Consider the following 19598-nt stretch of genomic DNA (forward strand, 5'->3'; position numbering starts at 1 on the left):
GCCAGCATCGCTGGCTTTGGCGCGAGCTGGCGCGGGCCGCTCAGTCGAGCACCTCGCCGGTGGTCATGTTGACCGCCGGTTCTGGACGATCGGCGTCGAGCGCCTGCTTGACCGCCTGCGCCAGAGTGGGGCCGAAGCCAGGCACCTGCGCAATCTCGGACTGTTCGGCGGCCCGCAGCTTGCGCAGGCTGCCGAAGTAGGCCAGCAGGGCCTTGCGGCGCACCTCCCCCAGCCCGGGGACACCGTCGAGCACCGACTCGACCATGGCCTGGCTACGTCGTCCGCGGTGGTGGCCGATGGCGAACCGGTGGGCCTCGTCACGCAGCCGCTGCAGCAGGTAGAGGCCCTCGCTGGTGCGCGGCAGGATCAGTGGCTGGTCGTCGTCGGGCAACCACAGTTCCTCGAGGCGCTTGGCCAGGCCGACGACCGGGATGTCGGTGATGCCGAGTTCGTCGAGCACTGCCTGGGCGGCGTTCACCTGCGGGGCGCCGCCGTCGACGACGATCAGTTGCGGCGCGTAGGCGAACTTGCGCGGGGCGCCTGTGGTCGGGTCGACCAGCAGCGGCGCCTCGCCGCTGGGTTCGGCGGCGATGCTGGCGCGGTCGTCCAGCAGGCGACGCAGCCGTCGGGTGAGCACCTCGCGGATCGAGCCGACGTCGTCCGATCCCTCGACGGTGCGGATGATGAAGCGTCGGTACTCGCTCTTGCGGGGCAGTCCGTCCTCGAAGACCACCATCGAGCCGACCACCTCAGACCCCTGGGTGTGGGAGATGTCGTAGCACTCGATGCGCAGTGGAGCGGTTTCGAGCCCGAGTGCCTTCTGCACCTCTTCGAGGGCCCGGTTGCGGGTGGAGAGGTCGCTGGCGCGCTTCATCTTGTGCTGGGCGAGCACCTCGGCGGCGTTGCGGCTGACGGTCTCGAGCAGGGTGAGCTTGTCGCCGCGTTGTGGCACCCTGATCGCCACCTTGCTGCCGCGGACCTCGCTGAGCAGTTCGGCCATCGCGCTGCCCGAGGCGGGTTGAGTGGGCACCAGAATCTCGCGCGGGATGCCGGAGTTCGGTTCGCTGTCGTCGACGCCGGCGTAGAGCTGCAGCAGGAACGACTCGATCAGTTCGGCGGTACCGGAGTCGTCGGCGCGGTCGGCCACCCACCCGCGTTCGCCGCGGATGCGTCCCTGGCGCACGTGGAAGACCTGGATGGCCACCTCGAGGGGGTCCTCGGCCATCGAGATCACGTCGGCGTCGGTGCCGTCGGCCAGCACCACGGCGTTCTTGGCGGTGGCCAGTTCGAGGGCCTCGAGTGAGTCGCGCAGCACGGCGGCCGCCTCGAACTCGAGGTTGTCGGACGCCTGCTGCATCTCGCGCTTGAGCCGCCGGACCAGGGGGGCGGTCTGGCCCGACATGAACGAGATGAAGTCGTTGACGATCAGGCGGTGGTCGTCGGGGGTGATCCGGCCGACGCACGGGGCGGAGCACTTGCCGATGTAGCCGAGCAGGCAGGGACGACCGCTGCGCTGCGCGGAGTTGAACGTGCCGCTGGAGCACGACCGCATCGGGAAGACCCGCAGCAACGAGTCGACCGTCTCGCGGATCGCCCAGGCCTGGCCGAAGGGGCCGAAGTAGCGGTAGCCCTTGCGCTTGCTGCCCCGGCCGACGTAGACCCGCGGGAACTCCTCGCTCCAGGTGATGCACAGCCAGGGGTAGGACTTGTCGTCGCGGTACTTGACGTTGAACCGCGGGTCGTACTGCTGGATCCAGGTGTACTCGAGCTGCAGCGACTCGAGTTCGTTGGCGACCACGGTCCACTCCACCCGGGCGGCGGTGCGCACCATGGTGAAGGTGCGGTGGTGCAGCCCGGCCGGGTCGGCGAAGTAGGAGTTGAGCCGCTGGCGCAGGTTGCGGGCCTTGCCGACGTAGATCACCGTGCCGTGAGCGTCGATGAAGCGATAGACCCCGGGGTCAGTCGGAATCGTCCCGGGGGCGGGGCGATAACTGGAGGGGTCAGCCATGGCGTCGAGTCTAGGACGAGGCACCGACAGCACATCGACGCACGGGGGTTGCCGCCGGGGCCGGGCGCCTGCTCACACGACGCCATGGGTGAGCCCCGAGGATCCCACCTGAGACGAGACGGGATTCAGACAGCTGGCGGGTCGGTGCGCCGAATCCGGGCACCGAAGTCGCGCAGATGTGGTCTTCGGCCTTCCATCGCGAACTCCCTGCCCGAAATCGGCGGACCGGGGGGTGAAGAGCCCCACGTGCTTCCCGGCACACGACCCCGTGGCCCCCGGCGCCGATTCCCGGCTCTCACTAGGGTGGACCCATGAAGCTGCTGATCGTCCGCCATGGCCAGTCGACCAACAACGCTGCCTGGGAGCAGATCGGCACCTACGCCCGCACCACCGACCCGGGCCTGACCGAGCTGGGTCATGCACAGGCGCAAGCACTGGCCGACTGGATGGTCGAGCAGGGGCCTCGACCGAGCAGGATCTTCTGCTCACTGATGCGGCGGACGATCCTCACCGCGCACCCGTGGGCCGAGGGGCTCGACCTGCCGGTGGAGGCGCGGGTCGAGTTGCACGAGAACGGTGGCTGCTACAGCGGTGAGTACCACGACCAGACTCCGCACCCGGGTTCGCCTCGTGGGGAGTTGCAGGCGTTGAGCACCCGGGTGGTTCTGCCCGAGCAGGCCACCGAGGCCGGCTGGTGGACCGGGCCCACCGAGGCGGCCGCCGACAGCCTGCGGCGGGCGGCCCGGGTGGCCGACTGGTTGTGGACCCTCGAGGACGACTGCGTCGCCCTGGTCATCCACGGGGCGATCGGGTCGATGCTGTTGTCGGCACTGCTGCAGCCGGCCTCCGTCGAGGCCGCGCTGGCGCTGGACAACCCCGGGGCGGACGACCTGAGCGTCTGGTACCGGCTCGACAACACTTCGGTCACGCTTCTCGAACTCGAGCACGGGCGCCGCCGCGTCTGGGTGGACTGGGTCAACCGGGTCGATCACCTGACCACGGTGGATCACCTTCCCAGCCGCACGCACCACCCGGTCCCGCCGGCCATCCCGGCGACCAGCCCCCCACCCGACACCCCGCCCACGACCCAGGAGGCGCCTGATGACACCCACTGACCGACGCCAGTTCCTCACCAACGCCGGGGCGGCTGCAGTCGCCTGCTGCGGCCTCGCCGGCTGCAGCCGGGACGAACCGGGGCAGTCCCTTCCCAGCGGCGACACCTCGGCGAGTGGGCAGGGTGGGCTGACTGTGGCCAAGTCCGACGTGCCGGTCGGAGGCGGCCGGATCGACACCAGCGCCAGGGTCGTGGTGGTGCAGCCCGAGGACGGCGAGTTCAAGGCGTGGACGAGCGTGTGCCCTCACCAGGGCTGCGACGTCACCCGAGTCGAGTCGAACGTGATCACCTGCGAGTGCCACGGCTCGCGGTTCTCGGCCGTCGACGGATCGGTGCAGGAAGGGCCAGCCACCCAGGGCCTGACCGCCAAGCAGGTCAGCGTCGAGGGCGACCAGGTGGTCGTCACCGGCTGATCAGCGCTGGCCGTGGTCGGCCGGACCGAGCAAGCTCCACAGTTCGGCCAACAGTTCACTGGCCCGCTGCTGCTGAGCATCGTCGAGCCGTCCAAGGTCGGCGAGCGCGTGCGACGCATCCCGGTTTCCCGCGGAGGCGACCTGGTTGTCGACGGCGCGCGTGGCCACGCGAACCCGGGTGCGCCGGGCATCGGCCGGGTCCTTGGCCACCTCGAGGTACCCCGCTGCCACGACCCTCGCCACGATGCGCGACACCGCCCCTTGGCTGAGACCAGTGCGGGCAACGATCTCGCCGATGGTGCTGTCGGGGAACATGGCCACGTCACTGGCGACGGTGATCTCGGCAGGAGTGGCATGGGCGTCGGTGCCCTGGACGCTGGCCGCCTTGGCAGCGTCCCTGAGGATGCCTCCAAGCCGGAACATGTCTGCCGTGCGCATGCCCTCGACTCTACATTCCCCAGAATGCATTCTTGTGACTGTATTCTTATGAATGGAGTGCTGGTGAGTCATCGCACCCCGCCCCCCTGCCGAGATGGGCATCCTTCGGCCTGCTGGCCGGACCGATGATGTCAATGCTCGACTCGAGCGTGGTCAACGTCGCCGCCGCAGACATCGCCCACGGCACCGGCGAGCCGGTGAGCGCAGTCCAGTGGATCATCAGCGGCTACCTACTGGCACTGGGCCTGGGGCTCTGCATGACCCCGTACCTGACGAAGTGCGTCGGCCTGAGGCGGTTGTACGCAGCATCGCTGTTGGCCTTCACGCTGGCCTCGGCCGCGTGCGCAGCGAGCAACGACCTGACGCAGCTGATCTGGTTCCGCGCCGTCCAAGGCCTGTCCGGCGCGCCGCTGGCACCATTGGCGATGCCGTGGTGATGACGGGACGCGCTGCAGCCACGGGCCTGGTCACCACCCCCCTGCTGCAGGCCATCAGTCGGCGGGTCGCAGCCTCCGAGGTCGCTGACGTCAACACGGCCTTCACGATCACCCAGCGGGTGACGGCGTCCCTCGGCATCGCAGCACTGGGCACGATCTTCTCCGAGGCAGCGCTGCGCGGCGATCCGGCTCTTGGGCTGCGCCGAGCCGCCTTCGCGATGTCCGTGTTGGCCCTGGCCTGCCTACCCCTGGCCTGGGCAGTGCGTTCCGGCGAGGCGCCAGTGGGCGTGGCGAGCTCCTGAAGGTCGCCCGATCGCCTGATCCCGCCGCCGCTCGGAGTCGACTACTTGGCGGATGAAGGCTTCGCGGCCGTCGCGGGACTTGACCCTGCGGTCTTCGCCGCCCTGGTCTTGGCAGCGGTTGACTTCGCCGCCGTGGCCTTGGCGGCCGTGCTCTTGGTCGTTGTCGTTGTCGCCCTGGTCGTGGTCGCCTTCGTCTGCCTCGCGGTGGCGCTGGCTCGTCCTCGCCCATTGCGCGGCGCGGCCTTGGGCTCGTCGGGCTCGTCCTCACTGAACAGGTCGGGGTCCTCCCCCACCGGCACCTCGCGGCCGTGCAGCACCTCGCGCAGGAACACCCCGGTGTGCGAATCAGGGTTCCCGGCGACCTGCTCGGGGGTGCCCTCGGCGACGACGACGCCGCCGCGCGAGCCACCCTCGGGCCCCATGTCGATCAGCCAGTCAGCGGTCTTGATGACGTCGAGGTTGTGCTCGATCACCAGTACCGAGTTGCCGGCGTCGACGAGTCGCCCGAGCACGCCCAGCAGCTTGCGGATGTCCTCGAAGTGCAGGCCGGTGGTCGGTTCGTCCAGCACGTAGAACGTCTTGCCGGTGGAGCGCTTCTGCAGTTCGCTGGCCAGCTTGACCCGCTGCGCCTCACCGCCGGAGAGGGTGGTCGCCGGCTGACCGAGCCGCACGTAACCCAGACCCACCTCGTTGAGCGTGACCAGGTGGCGGGCGATCGACTGGATCGGCGCGAAGAACTCCGCAGCCTCCTCGATGGGCATGTCGAGCACTTCCGAGATGGTCTTGCCCTTGTAGTGCACCTCGAGGGTCTCGCGGTTGTAGCGGGCTCCGTGGCAGACCTCGCAGGGCACGTAGACGTCGGGCAGGAAGTTCATCTCGATCTTGATGGTGCCGTCGCCCTGGCAGTGCTCGCAGCGTCCGCCCTTGATGTTGAACGAGAACCGACCCTGCTGGTAGCCGCGGATCTTGGCCTCGGGGGTCTGCGCGAACAAGGCCCGGATCTTGTCGAACACCCCGGTGTAGGTGGCCGGGTTCGAGCGCGGGGTGCGTCCGATCGGCGACTGGTCGACGTGGATCACCTTGTCGATCTGGTCGGCGCCCTGCAGTCCACGGTGACGTCCGGGCACGGCCTTGGCCCCGTAGAGCCGGCGGGCGAGCGCCTTGTAGAGGATGCCGTTGACCAGCGACGACTTGCCCGACCCGGAGACGCCGGTCACGGCGACCAACTGGCCCAGCGGCACGTTGACGGTGATGTCGCGCAGGTTGTTCTCGCGGGCGCCCTCAACCACCAGGTCGCGTCCGGTGTGGGGACGACGGCGGGCGGGCAGCGGGATCTCGCGACGACCCGACAGGTACGCACCGGTCAGGGAGTCCTTGCTGGCCAGCAGGTCCTTGACCGGACCGGAGACCACCACGTGGCCACCGTGCTCACCGGCACCCGGACCGATGTCGACCGCCCAGTCGGCGACGCGGATGGTGTCTTCGTCGTGCTCGACCACGATCAGGGTGTTGCCCAGGTCGCGCAGCCGCTGCAGGGTCTCGATCAGGCGGCGGTTGTCGCGCTGGTGCAGGCCGATGCTCGGCTCGTCCAGGACGTACAGCACGCCAACCAGGCCCGACCCGATCTGGGTGGCCAACCGGATCCGCTGGGCCTCGCCGCCCGACAGTGACCCGGCGCTGCGGGCCAGGGAGAGGTAGTCCAGGCCGACGTCGACCAGGAAGCGCAGCCGCTCGTTGATCTCCTTGACCACACGCTCGGCGATCTGCGCCTCGCGCGGGGTCAGTTCGAGCCCACCGAGGAACTCGGCGGCCTCACCGATCGACAGGTGCGAGACCTGGGCGATGTTGCGTCCGGCGATGGTGACCGCCAGCGACGTGGGCTTCAGACGGTCGCCGTTGCACGTCGAGCATGGGATCTCCCGCATGTACTCGCCCCAGCGCTCACGCGCCGAGTCGCTCTCGGCCTCGCCGTGGCGGCGCTTGACGTAGGGCAGCACACCCTCGAACTTCTGCGTGAACGAACGGACGCGTCCGAACCGATTGCGGTAGCGGACGACCACCGGGTCGCCCTTGCCCCGCAACAGCAGGTTGCGCTGGGTGTCGGTGAGGTCGCGCCACGGGGTGTGCGGGCTGAAGCCGTGCTCCTCGCCCATCGACTCGTAGACGTGGACGAAGTGGCCCGCGACATGGGGCGATGCCCACGGCTGGATCGCGCCGTCGGCCAGGCTCACCCGGTCATTGGGCACGACCAGTTCGGGGTCGACCTCCATGCTGGTGCCCAGACCAGCACAGGCGGGGCAGGCACCCCACGGACCGTTGAACGAGAACTGGCGGGGTTCCAGTTCCTCGATCGAGATGTCGTGCTCGTTGGGGCAGCCGAGCTTCTCGGAGTAACGCCGCTCACGGTTGGGGTCGTCGGCGGGCAGGTCGACATGATCGACGCCGACCACGCCGTTGGCCAGCCCGAGCGCGGTCTCGACCGAGTCTGTGAGCCGCTGCTTGGCGGTCGACTTGATCACCACCCGGTCGACCACGACATCGATGTCGTGCTTCTTCTGCTTGTCGAGCGTGGGCGGGGAGGAGAGTTGGTGCACCTCGCCGTCGACCCGCACCCTGCTGAAGCCCTGAGTGGACAACTGCCGGAACAGATCCACGTGCTCACCCTTGCGGCCGCGCACGACGGGCGCCAGCACCTGCAGCCTCGTCCCCTCGTCGAGGTTGAGCAGCCGGTCGACGATCTGCTGCGGGGTCTGCCGGCTGATCGGCTCGCCACAGACCGGGCAGTGTGGATGACCGATGCGGGCGTAGAGCAGACGCAGGTAGTCGTGCACCTCGGTGATCGTGCCGACGGTCGATCGAGGGTTGCGCGAGGTGGACTTCTGGTCGATCGATACCGCCGGCGACAGACCTTCGATGAAGTCGACGTCGGGCTTGTCCATCTGGCCCAGGAACTGGCGGGCATAGGCCGACAGGCTCTCGACGTAGCGGCGCTGCCCCTCGGCGAAGATGGTGTCGAAGGCCAGCGACGACTTGCCCGACCCTGACAGGCCCGTGAACACGATCAGCGCGTCCCTCGGCAGGTCGAGGGAGACGTTCTTCAGGTTGTGTTCGCGGGCACCACGCACGAGCAGGCGATCATTCACACCGGCCACTGTAGGACCTGCCTGTGACATTTCCCCGATCGGCCTCGTGGGGCCACCGGTGGCCCTCACCCTCTGGAGTGGAGAGGTGTCGGCGGGCTAGGTTGAACCCATGGCTCCCGCTTCGCTCGACCCGATGACCCTGGGTGGTGAGGTCAGCGAGGTTCGTGCCCTCAAGCTCGAGGCGACCCAGCGCCTGCTGGGCGACACGATCAGGATCAGTGACGCCGACTGGCAGGAGGCCAGCCTGCTGCCGGGCTGGACTCGTGCGCACGTGGCAACGCACCTGGCTCGAAACGCCGACGGCCTGCGATTGGCGTTCGAGACGATGATGCTGGGCATGCCGCAGCGGATGTACGCCTCCGAGCCGGACAAGGAGCGCGACATCGAGCGCGGCTCGGAGCGCAACGGCCTGGCCCTGCAGATCGACCTGGACGTGTCGTCCGGGCTGCTCAACGAGGCCCTGGACGCGTTGGAGACGATCGACCAGGCGATGCCGGTGGAGCTGCGAGCGGGCTTCCGGCTGCCAGCGCGCCTGCTGCCGTTGGCCCGACTCGACGAGGTGGTGCTGCACCATGTCGACCTCGGTGTGGGTTTCACCGTGGACGACGTGGCGCACGAGACCGCGCGCCGGCTGCTGGAGTGGTCGGCGTTCCGGCTGGGAGACCGCGAGGACATCCCCCTGCTGGAGCTGCGGTCGTCGTCCGGCCTGGTGGCGCGCCTCGGCAGCTACGGCGAGGTCGTAGTGGTCGAGGGCGACGATCGTCCGCTGCTCGGGTGGTTGACCGGACGAGGTTCCGGCGACGGCCTGGAGGGAACCGACGATCTGGTCATGCCCCTGTGGGGTTGAGGTTCGGTACGGCTGGGAGGAGCCAACGATGGTCGAGTTCGACACGCCCACTGAGGTACCCGCTGGTCACCACGTCGAGAACGGAGGGCCGGGACTGGTCTTCGACCTCGGCGGCGGTGTGCGCGCCACCAAGTTGTCGGTGGGCCGGATGGACAACAACGCCTACCTGCTGGTGCCGGCCAGCGGACCTGCCGTGCTGGTCGACGCGGCCGCCGAGGCCGATCGGCTGCTCGAACTGGTCGCGGGGGTCGACGTGCGCTGCATCGTCACCACCCACCGTCATCACGACCACATCGGGGCCCTGGCCGAGGTGAGTGCCGCGCTGGAGGTGCGCTGCTTCAGCGGGGCACCCGATGCCGAGGCCATCAGCGAGGCCACTGGCGTCGAGCAACGTGGCCTGTGGACCGGCGACCGGGTGGCGCTGGGCGATGACCACCTCGAGGTGGTCGGGCTGGTCGGCCACACACCGGGAGCGATCGCGCTGCTCTGGCAGCCGGACGAGGGCCCCGCGCACGTGTTCACCGGCGATTCGCTGTTCCCTGGGGGGCCTGGAAGGGTAAATAATCCCGAGGACTTCGACTCGCTGATGAGCGATCTGGAGGAGAAGGTCTTCACGCTTCCGGACGATACGGTCGTCCACCCGGGCCACGGTGACGCTACGACTCTTGGAGTTGAGCGGATCCATCTCCCAGAGTGGTGGGCGAGGAGGTGGTGACATGAGATATCGATGGACCGGGCTGGGAACACCATTTGGTTCGCTCCAGTGGGAACGCAAAGACGACGATGAGGTGATCGCCCGCCGTGTCATCAGCCTCTTGGAGGATAGGCGGCTCCTCTTCGTGGACTTCTACTGGGAGACGCCCAGCGATTGCATCGTCTCGGCGGGTGCCGTGCGCGACAAACTAAGTGAGATGATCACGAACCCCGACATCAGCACTGGCCTCGCGCAACAGCTGAAGTTGCTGCGGTCGTACTTCCGCACTTTCATGGAGACCCGCGATGACCATGGACGCCGTTATCACATGGGGCACGAGCCGTTCTCGGTCGCCTTGGGCGAGTTGCGGGCGAAGGTCGGTCAACTTGTGGGCGACTTGGCTGCGCGCTTTGAGTTGGACGTGGAGCCTGATCTCGCCTCGATAGTGCCCACTGAAGAAGGCGGTTTCTTCGCGAGCGTGCTGAAGCCGGACTGATGGTCACAGATGACTCCCTCTTCCCCGGAGGGCCTGGACAGGTAAATAACCCTAAGGACTTCGACTCGCTGATGAGCGACCTAGAAGCGAAGATCTTCGGCGCGTTCCCTGACGACACGGTGGTTCACCCCGGCCACGGGGACAGCACCACCCTAGGCGCAGAACGTCCACATCTACCGGAGTGGCGGGCTCGTGGCTGGTGACCTCCGGGCTGGACGCGGTACCAACCCTGAGCTAGCCGCCCTGCTGGAGGACCTCCATGGGACTTGCTGGTGGTGCGGCAAGGTTGCTGACTCCTTGGAACATCGCCACAAGCGCACCGATCTGGAGCGTCTTTGGGAGGGCTCTCGCGCCCCCGTTTGGGGAGGTGATGGTGGCCGCGTCGAGACGCTCAGGGGACCCAACAGCAAGTCGCGCTCGGTGCGATTCGGCGCGGTCCTATGCCAGAACTGCAACAACGCGAGGAGCCAGCCCTTCGACCGAGCCTACGAGGTATTCAGCGCAGCGCTCGTCGACGGGATGGACGGGTGGTGGGAGGCGGACGGTGTTGATCTCGGTGCCATATATGGCCCAGAGTGGAGGACAGAGGCACTCAAGCTCGCTCGCTACCACGTCAAGAACATGGGTTGCCAAATGGCAGACCACGGCGTCCGACCTCCACAGAGCATGGTCGCGTTCCTCGATGGCGAGCCCTCTATGCCGGACGTTGGGCTGTATCTCGTGAAGAGCGAGTCTCACTACGGTGGGCACAAGCTGTTCCGGCAGTTCGGGCCAAATTCGGGGCTGTTCCGACCTGACGATCATGTGTATTTCTCACCCACCAGAGGGCGGATCACAGGCTACGAAGCAATGGCGATCATTGGGTATGTGGGCGTTGCGCTGGCTTGGTCTGAGGCGCCAGACGATCACGACTCGTTCTTCATGCACGAGTTCCCCGTGCTCAACCAGATACCAGCCGATCCCGGCTTTGCCGAGGAGCTAGCCAGCCTGGTGCTCCAAGCTCTGGGCAACGACCCTCCCCAAGACGCCGACAGGGAGAGGAACCTCTGAGACAACAGTGCACCGCCCCGCCACCTTGTGCAGGTGACGGGGCGGGCGTTTGTTGGCTCTTCACGAAAGAGAGTGGATGAGGGGTCTGAATCCGCCGGCTTCGAGGAGTGATCTGATCCGGTAGTTGACGAGGTTGCGGAAGCCGAGCGCGATGCCGCGGAGGTGTTCGAGCCGGCCGTTGAATCTCCTATGTATGTCAAGCAGCCGCCGCAGGTGTGATCGTGGCGATGAGTTGCCTGTAGATCTGACGGGCGAGGTAGCGCTTGAGCGAGCGGCGGATCTCGCGCGGGGTGCGCCCCTGCGCGGTGCGCTTGTCGACGTAGGCGCGGGTCTCGGGGTCCATGCGCATGCGGGTGACGACGGCCATGTGCAGGGCGCGGTTGAGGCGTCGGTCGCCGCCGCGGTTGATGCGGTGTCGAACGGTGTTGCCGGATGAGGCCGGGATGGGGTTGACGCCGGCCAGGCTGGCGAAGGCGGCTTCGGAGCGGATCCGGCCGGGGTGCGACCACGCAGCGTAGGCGATCGCGGCGGTGACGGGTCCGATGCCCGGCTGGTCCAGCAGGCCCGCGGCGGGGCTCTCGTTCAACAGGGCGGTCATCTGGCGGGTGAGGTCGCCCAGCTCCCTGTCGGCTGTGCGGACACGCTTGGCGAGGCGGACGGCCTCGGCGCGGGCGACGCCGATGGAGAGCTCCTCGGCGCGGGCGCGCCACGCGGCGATCTCGCTGATCCGGCCGGTGTTGAGGGTGCCTCGGGCATCGATCCCCAGGTCGACGACCCGCAGCAGCGCGATCAGGGCGTTGATCGCGGCGGTGCGCTCGTTGGTGATGTGGTCGCGGGAGGCGATCAGGATCCGCAGGGCGGCCCGGGCTCCCTCGTCGGTGCGCGGCAGACGCAGCTGGGTGTGGTCGAGCGGGAGGGCTGCTTGAGCGATCCGGCGAGCGTCCAGGGGGTCGGACTTGCCCACGCCGCGGTTGGCGCGAGCGTTCATCCGTGGTGCCTCGGCCACGGCGTACCCAGCATCGGCAGCTGCACGCGCCAGGCGGGCGCCGTAGGTGCCGACGCCCTCGATGACCCAGAGCGCGTCGAGGTCCGCGCCGGTGCGGCGTGCGACCCAGGCGACGGCACGGGCAAGGCCGGCAGTCGTCGCTGGGAACTGTGCCTCATCGAGGACCTCTCCGGTCGGGCAGGCCAGCACGGCGAGTGCATGGGTTCGGGCGTGGGCGTCTACGCCGATGACGAATGGGCGGGTGTGCGCGACGATCGACATGGTGATCGACGTTCCTTCCTCGTGACGGGGATGTGATGTCTCGGTCGCCAAGCGGCCGGCACCGGCCCGGGTAGAGGTCACGTCGGGGCATATCTGTGATGGGCCACGACCCCGTGAATCTAGATGGGGTCGGACAGTCTCCTGATCAGGTCACCGAGGTGGGCCGGACGGTGCCGGCCGCGCTTCCCAGCGTGGACAATTCAACGGAAGAGCACCGCCGAAGCGGGCCAATTGCTTCGAGAGTCACACGCTGTTCAGCGCGACCGGAACCATCCTGACCAGCCGGTCCCGGACCAGCCAGGTAGACACTCACAGATGGCTTCGGTGGGTCCGTTGCTGGAGCCGGGGTGGTCGAACCAGGCGAGGATGTCGTCTCGTCGCTTTTCGAGTGTCCTGCCGAGTTGGGCGAGTTCGGCCAGCCCGGCTGGGACAGCGGTCTTGATCCGGTCGATCACCGAGGTGAGCAGCTTCTTCCCGACGTCGGCGTCGGGGTGTCGGTAGGCGTCGATGATGTCTTGGTAGGTCAGCCAGGCGACCTCGAGGGGGACTGCTTCATCGATGGCCCACAGTGCTGACAGGCGGGCCTTCTGCTTGTCGGTGAGTAGCGCCCGGCCGGTGCGCAGGGTACGTCGGGCCTTGTAGAGCGGATCTTCGGCTCGGCCGCGGCCGCCGGTGAGTTCACGTTGGACGCGTTGTCGGGTGGCGTTCAGCTTGCCGCCGGCCAACGCGACCACGTGGAAGGGGTCCATCACGGCGGTGGCGTCGGGGACGGCTTCGGCGGCGGCGGTCTTGAAGCCGGTGAAGCCGTCCATCGCCACGATGGCGACCCGGGCCCGGAACTGGTCGGTCTGAGCCTCCAGCCAGGTCTTGAACGCCTTCTTCGAGCGACCCTCGACCAGGCCCAGCAGCCGGGCGGGGCCGGTGTCGTCCCGGATCGGGGTGAGGTCGATGATCACGGTCACGTACTTGTCGCCCTTGCGGGTGTGTCGCCAGGCGTGCTCGTCGACGCCGACGACCTCGACGCCGTCGAGCCGTCCCGGGTGGTCGATGAGGAGCTGGGTCCCGACGTCGGTCACGGCCATGTGGGCGGTGTCCCAGCTGATGCCCAGCACGGCGGCGACACCGCTGATCGGGGTGTGATCGAGCACGACTTGGCACAGGGCCCACCAGTCCGCGGCCCTGGTCAGCTTCGACCGCGGTCGGGCCACCGTCTTCAGCGAATGCCGCCACACCCGCCCACACCCATCGCAGCGGAACCGGGGCACCCGGACCGACAGCCACGTCGGCCGTCGGCCCCACGGGCAGGTGGGTGAACCGGCGTAGCACCTGGTCGTGCACCCGGCCCCCAGCGCCGCAGCGGGGACATCGGTCATCGACCGTGGCCAGCGAGCAGAACAGGATCGCCTTGTCCGGCCAGATCTGCTGGGCGTCGACCCGCAGCCCGAGGGCGTCAACCCGAGCGAAGGTGGTCAGATCCGGGCTGGTGACCGGCGGGCAGGCGGGCGTCGTTGAGGTAGCGTCAGACATGGGCCTTGTTGTTGCTGGATCGGATTCGACACCCACATCCTCGCGGCGACAAGGCTCCTCAACGCTCAGCCCGCGCCGTCACCCACCCACCCTCGATTGGGAAGAGCCCCCAAACTCCCGCGGCCATCGACCACGGATACCCCGCCGCCAGCTACGTGGCGGCGGGGTATCCGGATTTGACCGGGATGCTCCTAGGTGAGGAACTCGGCGCTGCTGCCGCTGAATCCAGTACCGACTATTCGCCTTGATCCGAAGCCTGATCCGGTGAGAGGGTAGACGTATACCGTGCCGCTACTGGTGCGCGCGATGAGGTCAGGGTGTCCATCGCCGGTCAGATCACCGCCGACGGATACTTGGAAATCGCTCCAGCCGTGACCAACCTGGGTTGTGGACGCGATTCCCCCTGTGGCGTTGCAGGTGTAGAGCCGCATGGTCCCGTCCGCGCCGACTGCGAGGATGTCCCACACTCCGTCTCGATTCCAGTCAACCCGGGCCGCAGTTCGGACGGTCCCCCATCCCTGGCCAAGCACGGTCGGAGTCCCGAATGTGACCCGGAGTCCTCCGTCAGTGGTTGAGTTGGTTCCACTGAAGGGGTAGTAGGAGAGCTTGCCATCGGTTCTGATGGCGTAGAGCGAGTTCTTGCCCACCAGTAGTTTCATCCCCGCCCAGCCCTGCCCAATCTGGTGGGGCCCAATTTGGAGCTGGGCGTTAGTCAGCGCGTTGTCGAAGATGGTGCCTTGAGGACCACCAATCATCAGGATGAGGGCACCCGTGTTTTCATCGATGTAGAAGTAGTCCGCGTAGCTGTCCCCGTCGAGGTCGGGGACCTTCGCGAACGACTTCACACGGTGGCCTCCAGGGATTGGGCGCTGACGGTTCCCGAGCGATGACAGAGAGCCGGAAGAGCTCCCGCGGTATGCGGTGATGGTGCCTGAGTCTCCCCAAACGTAGAGCAGGTCGGCCGCTCCATCGCCCGTTGAGTCACCATGCTTGGTTCCCCTCGCGGAACCGTTGATGTAGGACATGGTCGAGTCGTTGTGAATGAGCTGACCCGGCATGAAGGCGTGACGCGCCGTGCCGTAGATGGCCGCCGTCTTGGTGCCCGGCGGGAAGGTTGCGTTCTTGTCGAGGTCCATGCAGAGCGTCGTGGCGTACGAGGGGCAGTCATCATGGACTGCCTGGCCGTAGGCGTACAGTGGGCCGGCTGGCGCCGTGCCCTTGTTCATGGTCAGCGTGTATGCAATCCCGTACCCGTAGCCGTTGGTCTCCATCACGGTTGGTTTGCCGATTCCGAAGTCGTAGTTCTTTTGGGCGCAGGGATCAGCGTACTGCCACCAGTCGACGTAAAGTTGCATGGCAGCCCATTTACTAGTGGACGTGTTGGTCTCGAACGTTCCGATTGGGATCTCGTCAGCGCTGGTGAAGGGAACCGAGAGGGTCCTGTCACCGTTGTACCTCCCGGGGAAGTCGTTGTGCTCGTTACCACCTGAGCAGTCGCTGACACCTGCTAGCTGCCTCACCCCGTCGACTCCGTCGTTACGAACAATGAGATTCGACTCGAACCCCCAGTCGTCGTTCACGCCAGGCTTGTGGCTACCGGTCCACCACAGTTCGTGCGTGACCTTGAACTTGTCGCCCTCGAACCGCCCAGTGATGACTACATCGTTTGGCATCCAGGTCTGGCTGATGCTCGCAGGCGAGACTGCGCTAGCCCGTGCCAACTTCTCCGCCCGTGCGCGCTTCTCAGCCTCGTGCCGCTGCTGTAGAGTGTGCTTCCCTGATGGCAGGGGGACGTCGTCGATCAGCTTGCCAGTCCGCTTTTGGTAATCTGCAATTGTCTCTAGGTCGGGGTCCTCGGGGTCACCCATGAACCAGAGGACAACCGGTTCCACGTCACCGCCGACGCGGATCATCTCCTCCTTGAGAGTGGCTGTTGCTGAGAGGCGAGCTGTGGGGCTCTCGGGTGCCATGATGATCGCATCATCCCAAGCCAGCGCCACACCGGCGAGTGTGGGCTTGCTGTAGGCGAGATCGAGGGCCTGCGCGACACTCATCGAGTGCTGACCCTCCTTCAGAGTTACGGGCTCGAAGGTGGATCCTTGAGGGGGAGGTGTCGGAAGTTCTGCGTGAGCGTGGCTTGGCAGAAGCGCCACCATCAGTCCACCCGCAACGAGAGAGGGTTTACGTGACTTCATATAGAGACGCTAGAGCAACGCGGACGTGCTCGTGCGCCATTTGGTATCCAGGCCCATCATCTTCTCCCCGCCAGCTCATCGTGGCTGCAGCGCGCCTGGTGCTCAGTGCATCGCTAGCCGCCTGGTGGCTGGTTCTCGAGGCCTACCCTTGGCGGACACCATCGGGTGAGAGTGCCATCATGCAGGCCCTCATTTCGTCGGGAGGAAACCCTGATGACTTCTACCGCGCCTACGCACAGATCGGTTTCGACCTGATGGCGCCGACGGCTCTCGCTGTCAGCCTCGCTTTCACCGGCATCCTCTTCGCAGCTTTGTGGGTCCTACCGGTCACAGTTCGTCTGGCTCGATCCACTGCGCCGTAGTCACGGGTTCGACGGGGCAACTCTCGACGGTGATCCCCGCCGTACAGCCCACACGACCGGGATCATCGTCAGGAGAGCCAGCGGAACTGCGTAAATGGTCGCCGCCCTGCTCCAATGACCTCGGCCTCGCAGTACGTCCAGCGGTGTTCCGACGATCGTGACAGCCATTGCACCGGCAATCACGGCAATTCCATACGCCCAGCAGATGACCAGCGCAGCGAGGCAACACCCGCACCAGATTCTGTTCGCCGTTGTCATGTCATCCTCGTCTAGCTAGTTGTCGAGCCCATCACTACTACGAGTCAACCAGAGTCGCTGCAACTTGCGCGGTGCAACAGAGCGCGCGTCCCGTTGAACGATGGAGCGACCACTCGCCGTCGATTCGGTTTGGTGCTGCCGGTCGGCACGCTGCAGCACGAACGCTCTTTCGGCTGGGCTGCTGGTCATCCTAGGGGGCCGTCCCGACAAGAGGAAACGCAGCTACCTAGATATAGTTCTGCCTTGTCCCCATCGTCGGTGACCACGAGTGCGGGGATGGTCGCCAGCCCTCCTTCGACGGCTGCCATGACCCGGCGGCCACATCAGCAGTAGGTCGAGGAACTGCCCTCAGACAGACGGCAAGATCACCTACCAAGGCCCAGTTCATGTCAAGACGCTTCAGATCTCCAGAGACACGCCGCAGCAACTCTTGTGTCATGGGGCCAAGAGTTCCTCAGGGAGTAGTTCTTGACAACCGATTTTCGGCCGGCGTGACAGTGCCACAAGGCACTCACTGTTCCCCGGCGGGGTGGGTAAGACCGGCAGCCCCGAGGACTTCACCCGGCTGCTGGGCGACGTCACCTCACTGCTGTTCGATGCACTGCCCGACGACACGGTGGTGCATCCGGGGCACGGGGACTCCACGACGCTGGGCGCGGAACGTCCGCAGTTGGCCGAGTGGCGCTCGCGCGGCTGGTGACCAGGCTGCTGGTTGACTGATTCAGCCCCTGCTACTTGTCTGATTCACCCGTGACCTGGCAGTCGAGGTGAAGCTGGCGGGGACCGTCGACGACCGCGACACCAAGCACCTGCACTGGCTCGCGGGCGTCATCGGCGACCGGCTGCTCGACTCGATCGTCCTGACCACTGGCCCTCACGCCTACCGGCGTCCCGCTGGCGTCGGTGTCATCCCACTGGGCCTGCTGGGTGACTAGTTCCCGTCCGGCAGATCAGCGCGCCAGCGCCGTGCCCACTCGTGAGAGGGCAGGTCGTCCGGGACGCGGTCGGTCAGTGGGATCCCCACCGGCTCGGCACGGCGCGCGAGCATCCGGCGCTGGGCATCGGCCAGTTCAGGATCACGTGGCATGTCATTGCCGTCGCGGCCCACCAGCCAGACGAGTCCTCGCCCGTGGCCGGGATTGGTCCGCCCCATGTCGGCGTCGTCCACCACCAGGGCGACGGCATAGGTGACTCCCCCGCTGGCCTGACGCTGCGACCAGTCGATCACCTGCAGCACGTCGCCACCCTCGACGTCGTGGGTCGACGTCCACCCGGCCGTACTCTCATCGGAGCTGCCGTGCAGGTAGACGCGGAACCGGGGTTCCGCCGACTCCCACGAACTGTCTCGCTCGTCCACTGGCACCACACGCATGCCCCGAGTGAAACACGCCGCCGGGGCGTTCGGGCACGATGGGCCCATGGACGACGCCCGCACAACGACGCAGCATCGTCCGATGCCCACCATGTACCTGATGGTCGGGCTCCCCGGCTCGGGCAAGACCCACCGAGCACGCGAACTGGCGGCCGAACACGCCGCGGTCCGACTCACCCCTGATGAGTGGGCGATCAGCATCTTCGGCAACGGCGACCGCCACCAGTCGCGACCTGACGGCATGCGCTGGATGCTGGAGGGACGGCTGGTGGCGCTGGCCCTCGACCTGCTGGGCAAGGGGGTCAGCGTCGTCCTCGACTTCGGGCTGTGGTCGCGGGACGAACGCAGTGCACTGCGCTGGCTCGCGCAGTCGGTGGGCGCGCAGTCGCAGGTCGTCCACCTGCCGGCGGAGCGCGACCTGCAGTGGGCGCGAATCAGGGAGCGCTTGGCCCGAGACCCTGACCACAACTTCCCGATGGACGAGTCCGAGCGCGACGCGTGGCTGGCCGGCTTCGAGGAGCCGGACGCCGAGGAGCTTGCCGAGGAAGCCGTGCCGCCACCACCCGAGGGCGACGGCAGCTGGTTCGACTGGGCGTGCCGGTTCTGGCCGTCGTTGGCCGGGAGCCTCGATGGCCGCCCAGCCTGAACCTGGGCACACACAGCTGTGGCGACGGACTCATCGACGATGCTGGCCCTGTGGGCGTGTGAGCGTCAGGGAAGTGATCTTCGCCACCGCTAGGCTGAGGCACCTTGACAGCGCAGGGAGAGAACGTGACTGACCAGTACCCCCAGAATCCCCAGAACCCACAGGGTGGACAGAACCCACAGGGTGGACAGAACCCCGAGGGTGTTCCCCAGCCCGGGCAGCAGCCGCAGGGTGGACCCCAGAACCCGCAGGGCCCCAGCAACCCGCAGGGCGCACAGTTTCCGCAAGGCGGCCCCCAGCCCGGCCAGCCCCAGGGTGGCTTCCAGCCCGGGCAGAACTTCCCGCCGGGCGGTCCGGTGCCGCCCCAGGGTCCCGGCCAGCCGGGCCCCGGCCAGCCGTGGCAGCCTCCGCAGACTGCCGAGCCGGCCAAGAAGAGCCCACTGAAGCGGCTCGTGCCGGTGCTCATCGCCCTCGCGGTCCTGCTTGGTGGCCCGCTCCTGCTCAACCAATTGGGCATCGGCGGTGGCGGCGGCCTCAAGGTCGGCCAGTGCATCACCCTGGAGAAGAAGTCGTCGTCCGACTACGACAACAAGAAGGTCGACTGCGGCGACGCCAACACTCCCTCGTACCAGATCGTGCAGAAGCTCGATGGCGGCGAGAAGTGCAGTTCTGAGTACGCCACGTACACCTTCAGCTCGCGTGGCCGCTTCGGTGGCAGCCGTGAGACCACGGTCTACTGTCTGATGGAGAACCTGGTCGAGGGCAAGTGCTACAAGCAGGCCGCTGCCCCCGCGCAGGGCTACGCCATCGTCGACTGCAACGGCGGCGGCGCGGCCTTCAAGGTGACCAAGCGAGTCGACGGCTCGGATGACACCAGCGTCTGCGAGGGCGGCGCACGAGCGGTCGGTTTCCCGGCTGACCCCAAGCGCACCTACTGCCTGGGAGCGCCCAACTGATCCGTTCACAGACCTGATGGTCGACGCCGAACACCCCCTGGTGGGGGTTCGGCGCCAACCCCCGACGAGGCCG

At 67.1% G+C, this 19598-nt stretch carries 19 protein-coding genes and 1 pseudogene; 13 read left to right on the forward strand and 7 right to left on the reverse strand.

Annotated elements, in window-relative coordinates; genetic code table 11:
- Positions 1-40: 40 nt before the first annotated feature.
- The gene (uvrC, locus tag IE660_RS03245) at positions 41-2008 is read right to left on the reverse strand and encodes an excinuclease ABC subunit UvrC (RefSeq protein WP_203566842.1); all 1968 of its coding nucleotides are present in this window, start codon (positions 2006-2008) and stop codon (positions 41-43) included.
- Positions 2009-2319: 311 nt separating this feature from the next.
- Here uvrC and IE660_RS03250 point away from each other — a divergent pair, with 311 nt between their 5' ends.
- Together IE660_RS03250 and IE660_RS03255 are read left to right on the forward strand one after the other, a co-directional pair.
- Positions 2320-3123 (forward strand): histidine phosphatase family protein, encoded by an 804-nt coding sequence (locus IE660_RS03250; RefSeq protein ID WP_203566843.1) that lies wholly within the window; start codon positions 2320-2322, stop codon positions 3121-3123.
- The gene (locus IE660_RS03255) at positions 3110-3535 is read left to right on the forward strand and encodes a Rieske (2Fe-2S) protein (RefSeq protein WP_203566844.1); all 426 of its coding nucleotides are present in this window, start codon (positions 3110-3112) and stop codon (positions 3533-3535) included. Before IE660_RS03250 ends, IE660_RS03255 begins: the two co-directional genes overlap by 14 nt.
- Here the strand turns inward: IE660_RS03255 and IE660_RS03260 are convergent, their stop codons facing one another.
- Positions 3536-3973: a MarR family transcriptional regulator gene (locus IE660_RS03260; RefSeq protein WP_203566845.1), complete on the reverse strand. Its 438-nt coding sequence runs from the start codon at positions 3971-3973 to the stop codon at positions 3536-3538.
- A gap of 128 nt (positions 3974-4101) precedes the next feature.
- Here IE660_RS03260 and IE660_RS03265 point away from each other — a divergent pair, with 128 nt between their 5' ends.
- Positions 4102-4410, forward strand: coding sequence for an MFS transporter (locus IE660_RS03265; RefSeq protein ID WP_328701818.1), 309 nt, complete (start codon positions 4102-4104; stop codon positions 4408-4410).
- The gene (locus IE660_RS03270) at positions 4410-4712 is read left to right on the forward strand and encodes a hypothetical protein (protein WP_203566847.1); all 303 of its coding nucleotides are present in this window, start codon (positions 4410-4412) and stop codon (positions 4710-4712) included. Before IE660_RS03265 ends, IE660_RS03270 begins: the two co-directional genes overlap by 1 nt.
- Positions 4713-4753: 41 nt before the next feature.
- Here the strand turns inward: IE660_RS03270 and uvrA are convergent, their stop codons facing one another.
- Positions 4754-7885, reverse strand: coding sequence for an excinuclease ABC subunit UvrA (gene uvrA, locus IE660_RS03275; protein WP_207730869.1), 3132 nt, complete (start codon positions 7883-7885; stop codon positions 4754-4756).
- Between the two features lie 79 nt (positions 7886-7964).
- On the opposite strand from uvrA, the gene IE660_RS03280 reads away from it, so the two are divergent.
- From IE660_RS03280 to IE660_RS03295, 5 genes and pseudogenes are all read left to right on the forward strand, one after another.
- The gene (locus IE660_RS03280) at positions 7965-8702 is read left to right on the forward strand and encodes a maleylpyruvate isomerase family mycothiol-dependent enzyme (protein ID WP_203566849.1); all 738 of its coding nucleotides are present in this window, start codon (positions 7965-7967) and stop codon (positions 8700-8702) included.
- A 28-nt stretch (positions 8703-8730) separates the two neighbouring features.
- On the forward strand, positions 8731-9417 hold the full coding sequence (locus IE660_RS03285; protein ID WP_203566850.1) for an MBL fold metallo-hydrolase: 687 nt from the start codon (positions 8731-8733) through the stop codon (positions 9415-9417).
- A 1-nt stretch (position 9418) separates the two neighbouring features.
- On the forward strand, positions 9419-9892 hold the full coding sequence (locus tag IE660_RS03290; RefSeq protein ID WP_203566851.1) for a DUF6650 family protein: 474 nt from the start codon (positions 9419-9421) through the stop codon (positions 9890-9892).
- A pseudogene (locus IE660_RS16515) lies at positions 9892-10095 on the forward strand (MBL fold metallo-hydrolase); the annotation flags it as partial. The gene IE660_RS03290 and the pseudogene IE660_RS16515, both read left to right, overlap by 1 nt.
- Positions 10085-10942 (forward strand): hypothetical protein, encoded by an 858-nt coding sequence (locus tag IE660_RS03295; protein ID WP_203566852.1) that lies wholly within the window; start codon positions 10085-10087, stop codon positions 10940-10942. The pseudogene IE660_RS16515 and the gene IE660_RS03295, both read left to right, overlap by 11 nt.
- A gap of 196 nt (positions 10943-11138) precedes the next feature.
- Here IE660_RS03295 and IE660_RS03300 read toward each other — a convergent pair whose 3' ends face one another.
- The 3 genes from IE660_RS03300 to IE660_RS03310 form a co-directional block, all read right to left on the reverse strand.
- Complete coding sequence (locus tag IE660_RS03300; protein ID WP_203566853.1) at positions 11139-12209, reverse strand: IS110 family RNA-guided transposase; 1071 nt, start codon at positions 12207-12209, stop codon at positions 11139-11141.
- 254 nt (positions 12210-12463) lie between these two features.
- Positions 12464-13582 (reverse strand): ISL3 family transposase, encoded by a 1119-nt coding sequence (locus IE660_RS03305; RefSeq protein ID WP_203566854.1) that lies wholly within the window; start codon positions 13580-13582, stop codon positions 12464-12466.
- A 345-nt stretch (positions 13583-13927) separates the two neighbouring features.
- A complete protein-coding gene (locus tag IE660_RS03310) occupies positions 13928-15790 on the reverse strand; it encodes an FG-GAP repeat domain-containing protein (RefSeq protein ID WP_203566855.1) in 1863 nt (620 codons plus the stop codon).
- Positions 15791-17080: 1290 nt separating this feature from the next.
- Between IE660_RS03310 and IE660_RS03315 the strand changes: the two genes are divergently transcribed.
- Positions 17081-17251 carry a hypothetical protein gene (locus tag IE660_RS03315; RefSeq protein ID WP_407928978.1) on the forward strand — a complete coding sequence of 57 codons (171 nt, stop codon included), beginning with the start codon at positions 17081-17083 and terminating at the stop codon, positions 17249-17251.
- Between the two features lie 67 nt (positions 17252-17318).
- Entirely contained in the window at positions 17319-17486 is a 168-nt protein-coding gene (locus IE660_RS03320; RefSeq protein WP_203566856.1) for a hypothetical protein, read from the forward strand.
- On the opposite strand, the gene IE660_RS03325 is transcribed toward IE660_RS03320, so the two are convergent.
- A complete protein-coding gene (locus tag IE660_RS03325; protein WP_203566857.1) occupies positions 17483-17923 on the reverse strand; it encodes a hypothetical protein in 441 nt (146 codons plus the stop codon). The genes IE660_RS03320 and IE660_RS03325 overlap by 4 nt on opposite strands.
- Positions 17924-17969: 46 nt before the next feature.
- Here IE660_RS03325 and IE660_RS03330 point away from each other — a divergent pair, with 46 nt between their 5' ends.
- Both IE660_RS03330 and IE660_RS03335 read left to right on the forward strand, forming a co-directional pair.
- Positions 17970-18569 (forward strand): AAA family ATPase, encoded by a 600-nt coding sequence (locus IE660_RS03330; protein ID WP_203566858.1) that lies wholly within the window; start codon positions 17970-17972, stop codon positions 18567-18569.
- 125 nt (positions 18570-18694) lie between these two features.
- Positions 18695-19525, forward strand: coding sequence for an LppU/SCO3897 family protein (locus IE660_RS03335; RefSeq protein ID WP_203566859.1), 831 nt, complete (start codon positions 18695-18697; stop codon positions 19523-19525).
- Positions 19526-19598 lie beyond the last annotated feature (73 nt).

Source organism: Aestuariimicrobium ganziense (genome assembly GCF_015352975.1).
Classification (GTDB): domain Bacteria; phylum Actinomycetota; class Actinomycetes; order Propionibacteriales; family Propionibacteriaceae; genus Aestuariimicrobium; species Aestuariimicrobium ganziense.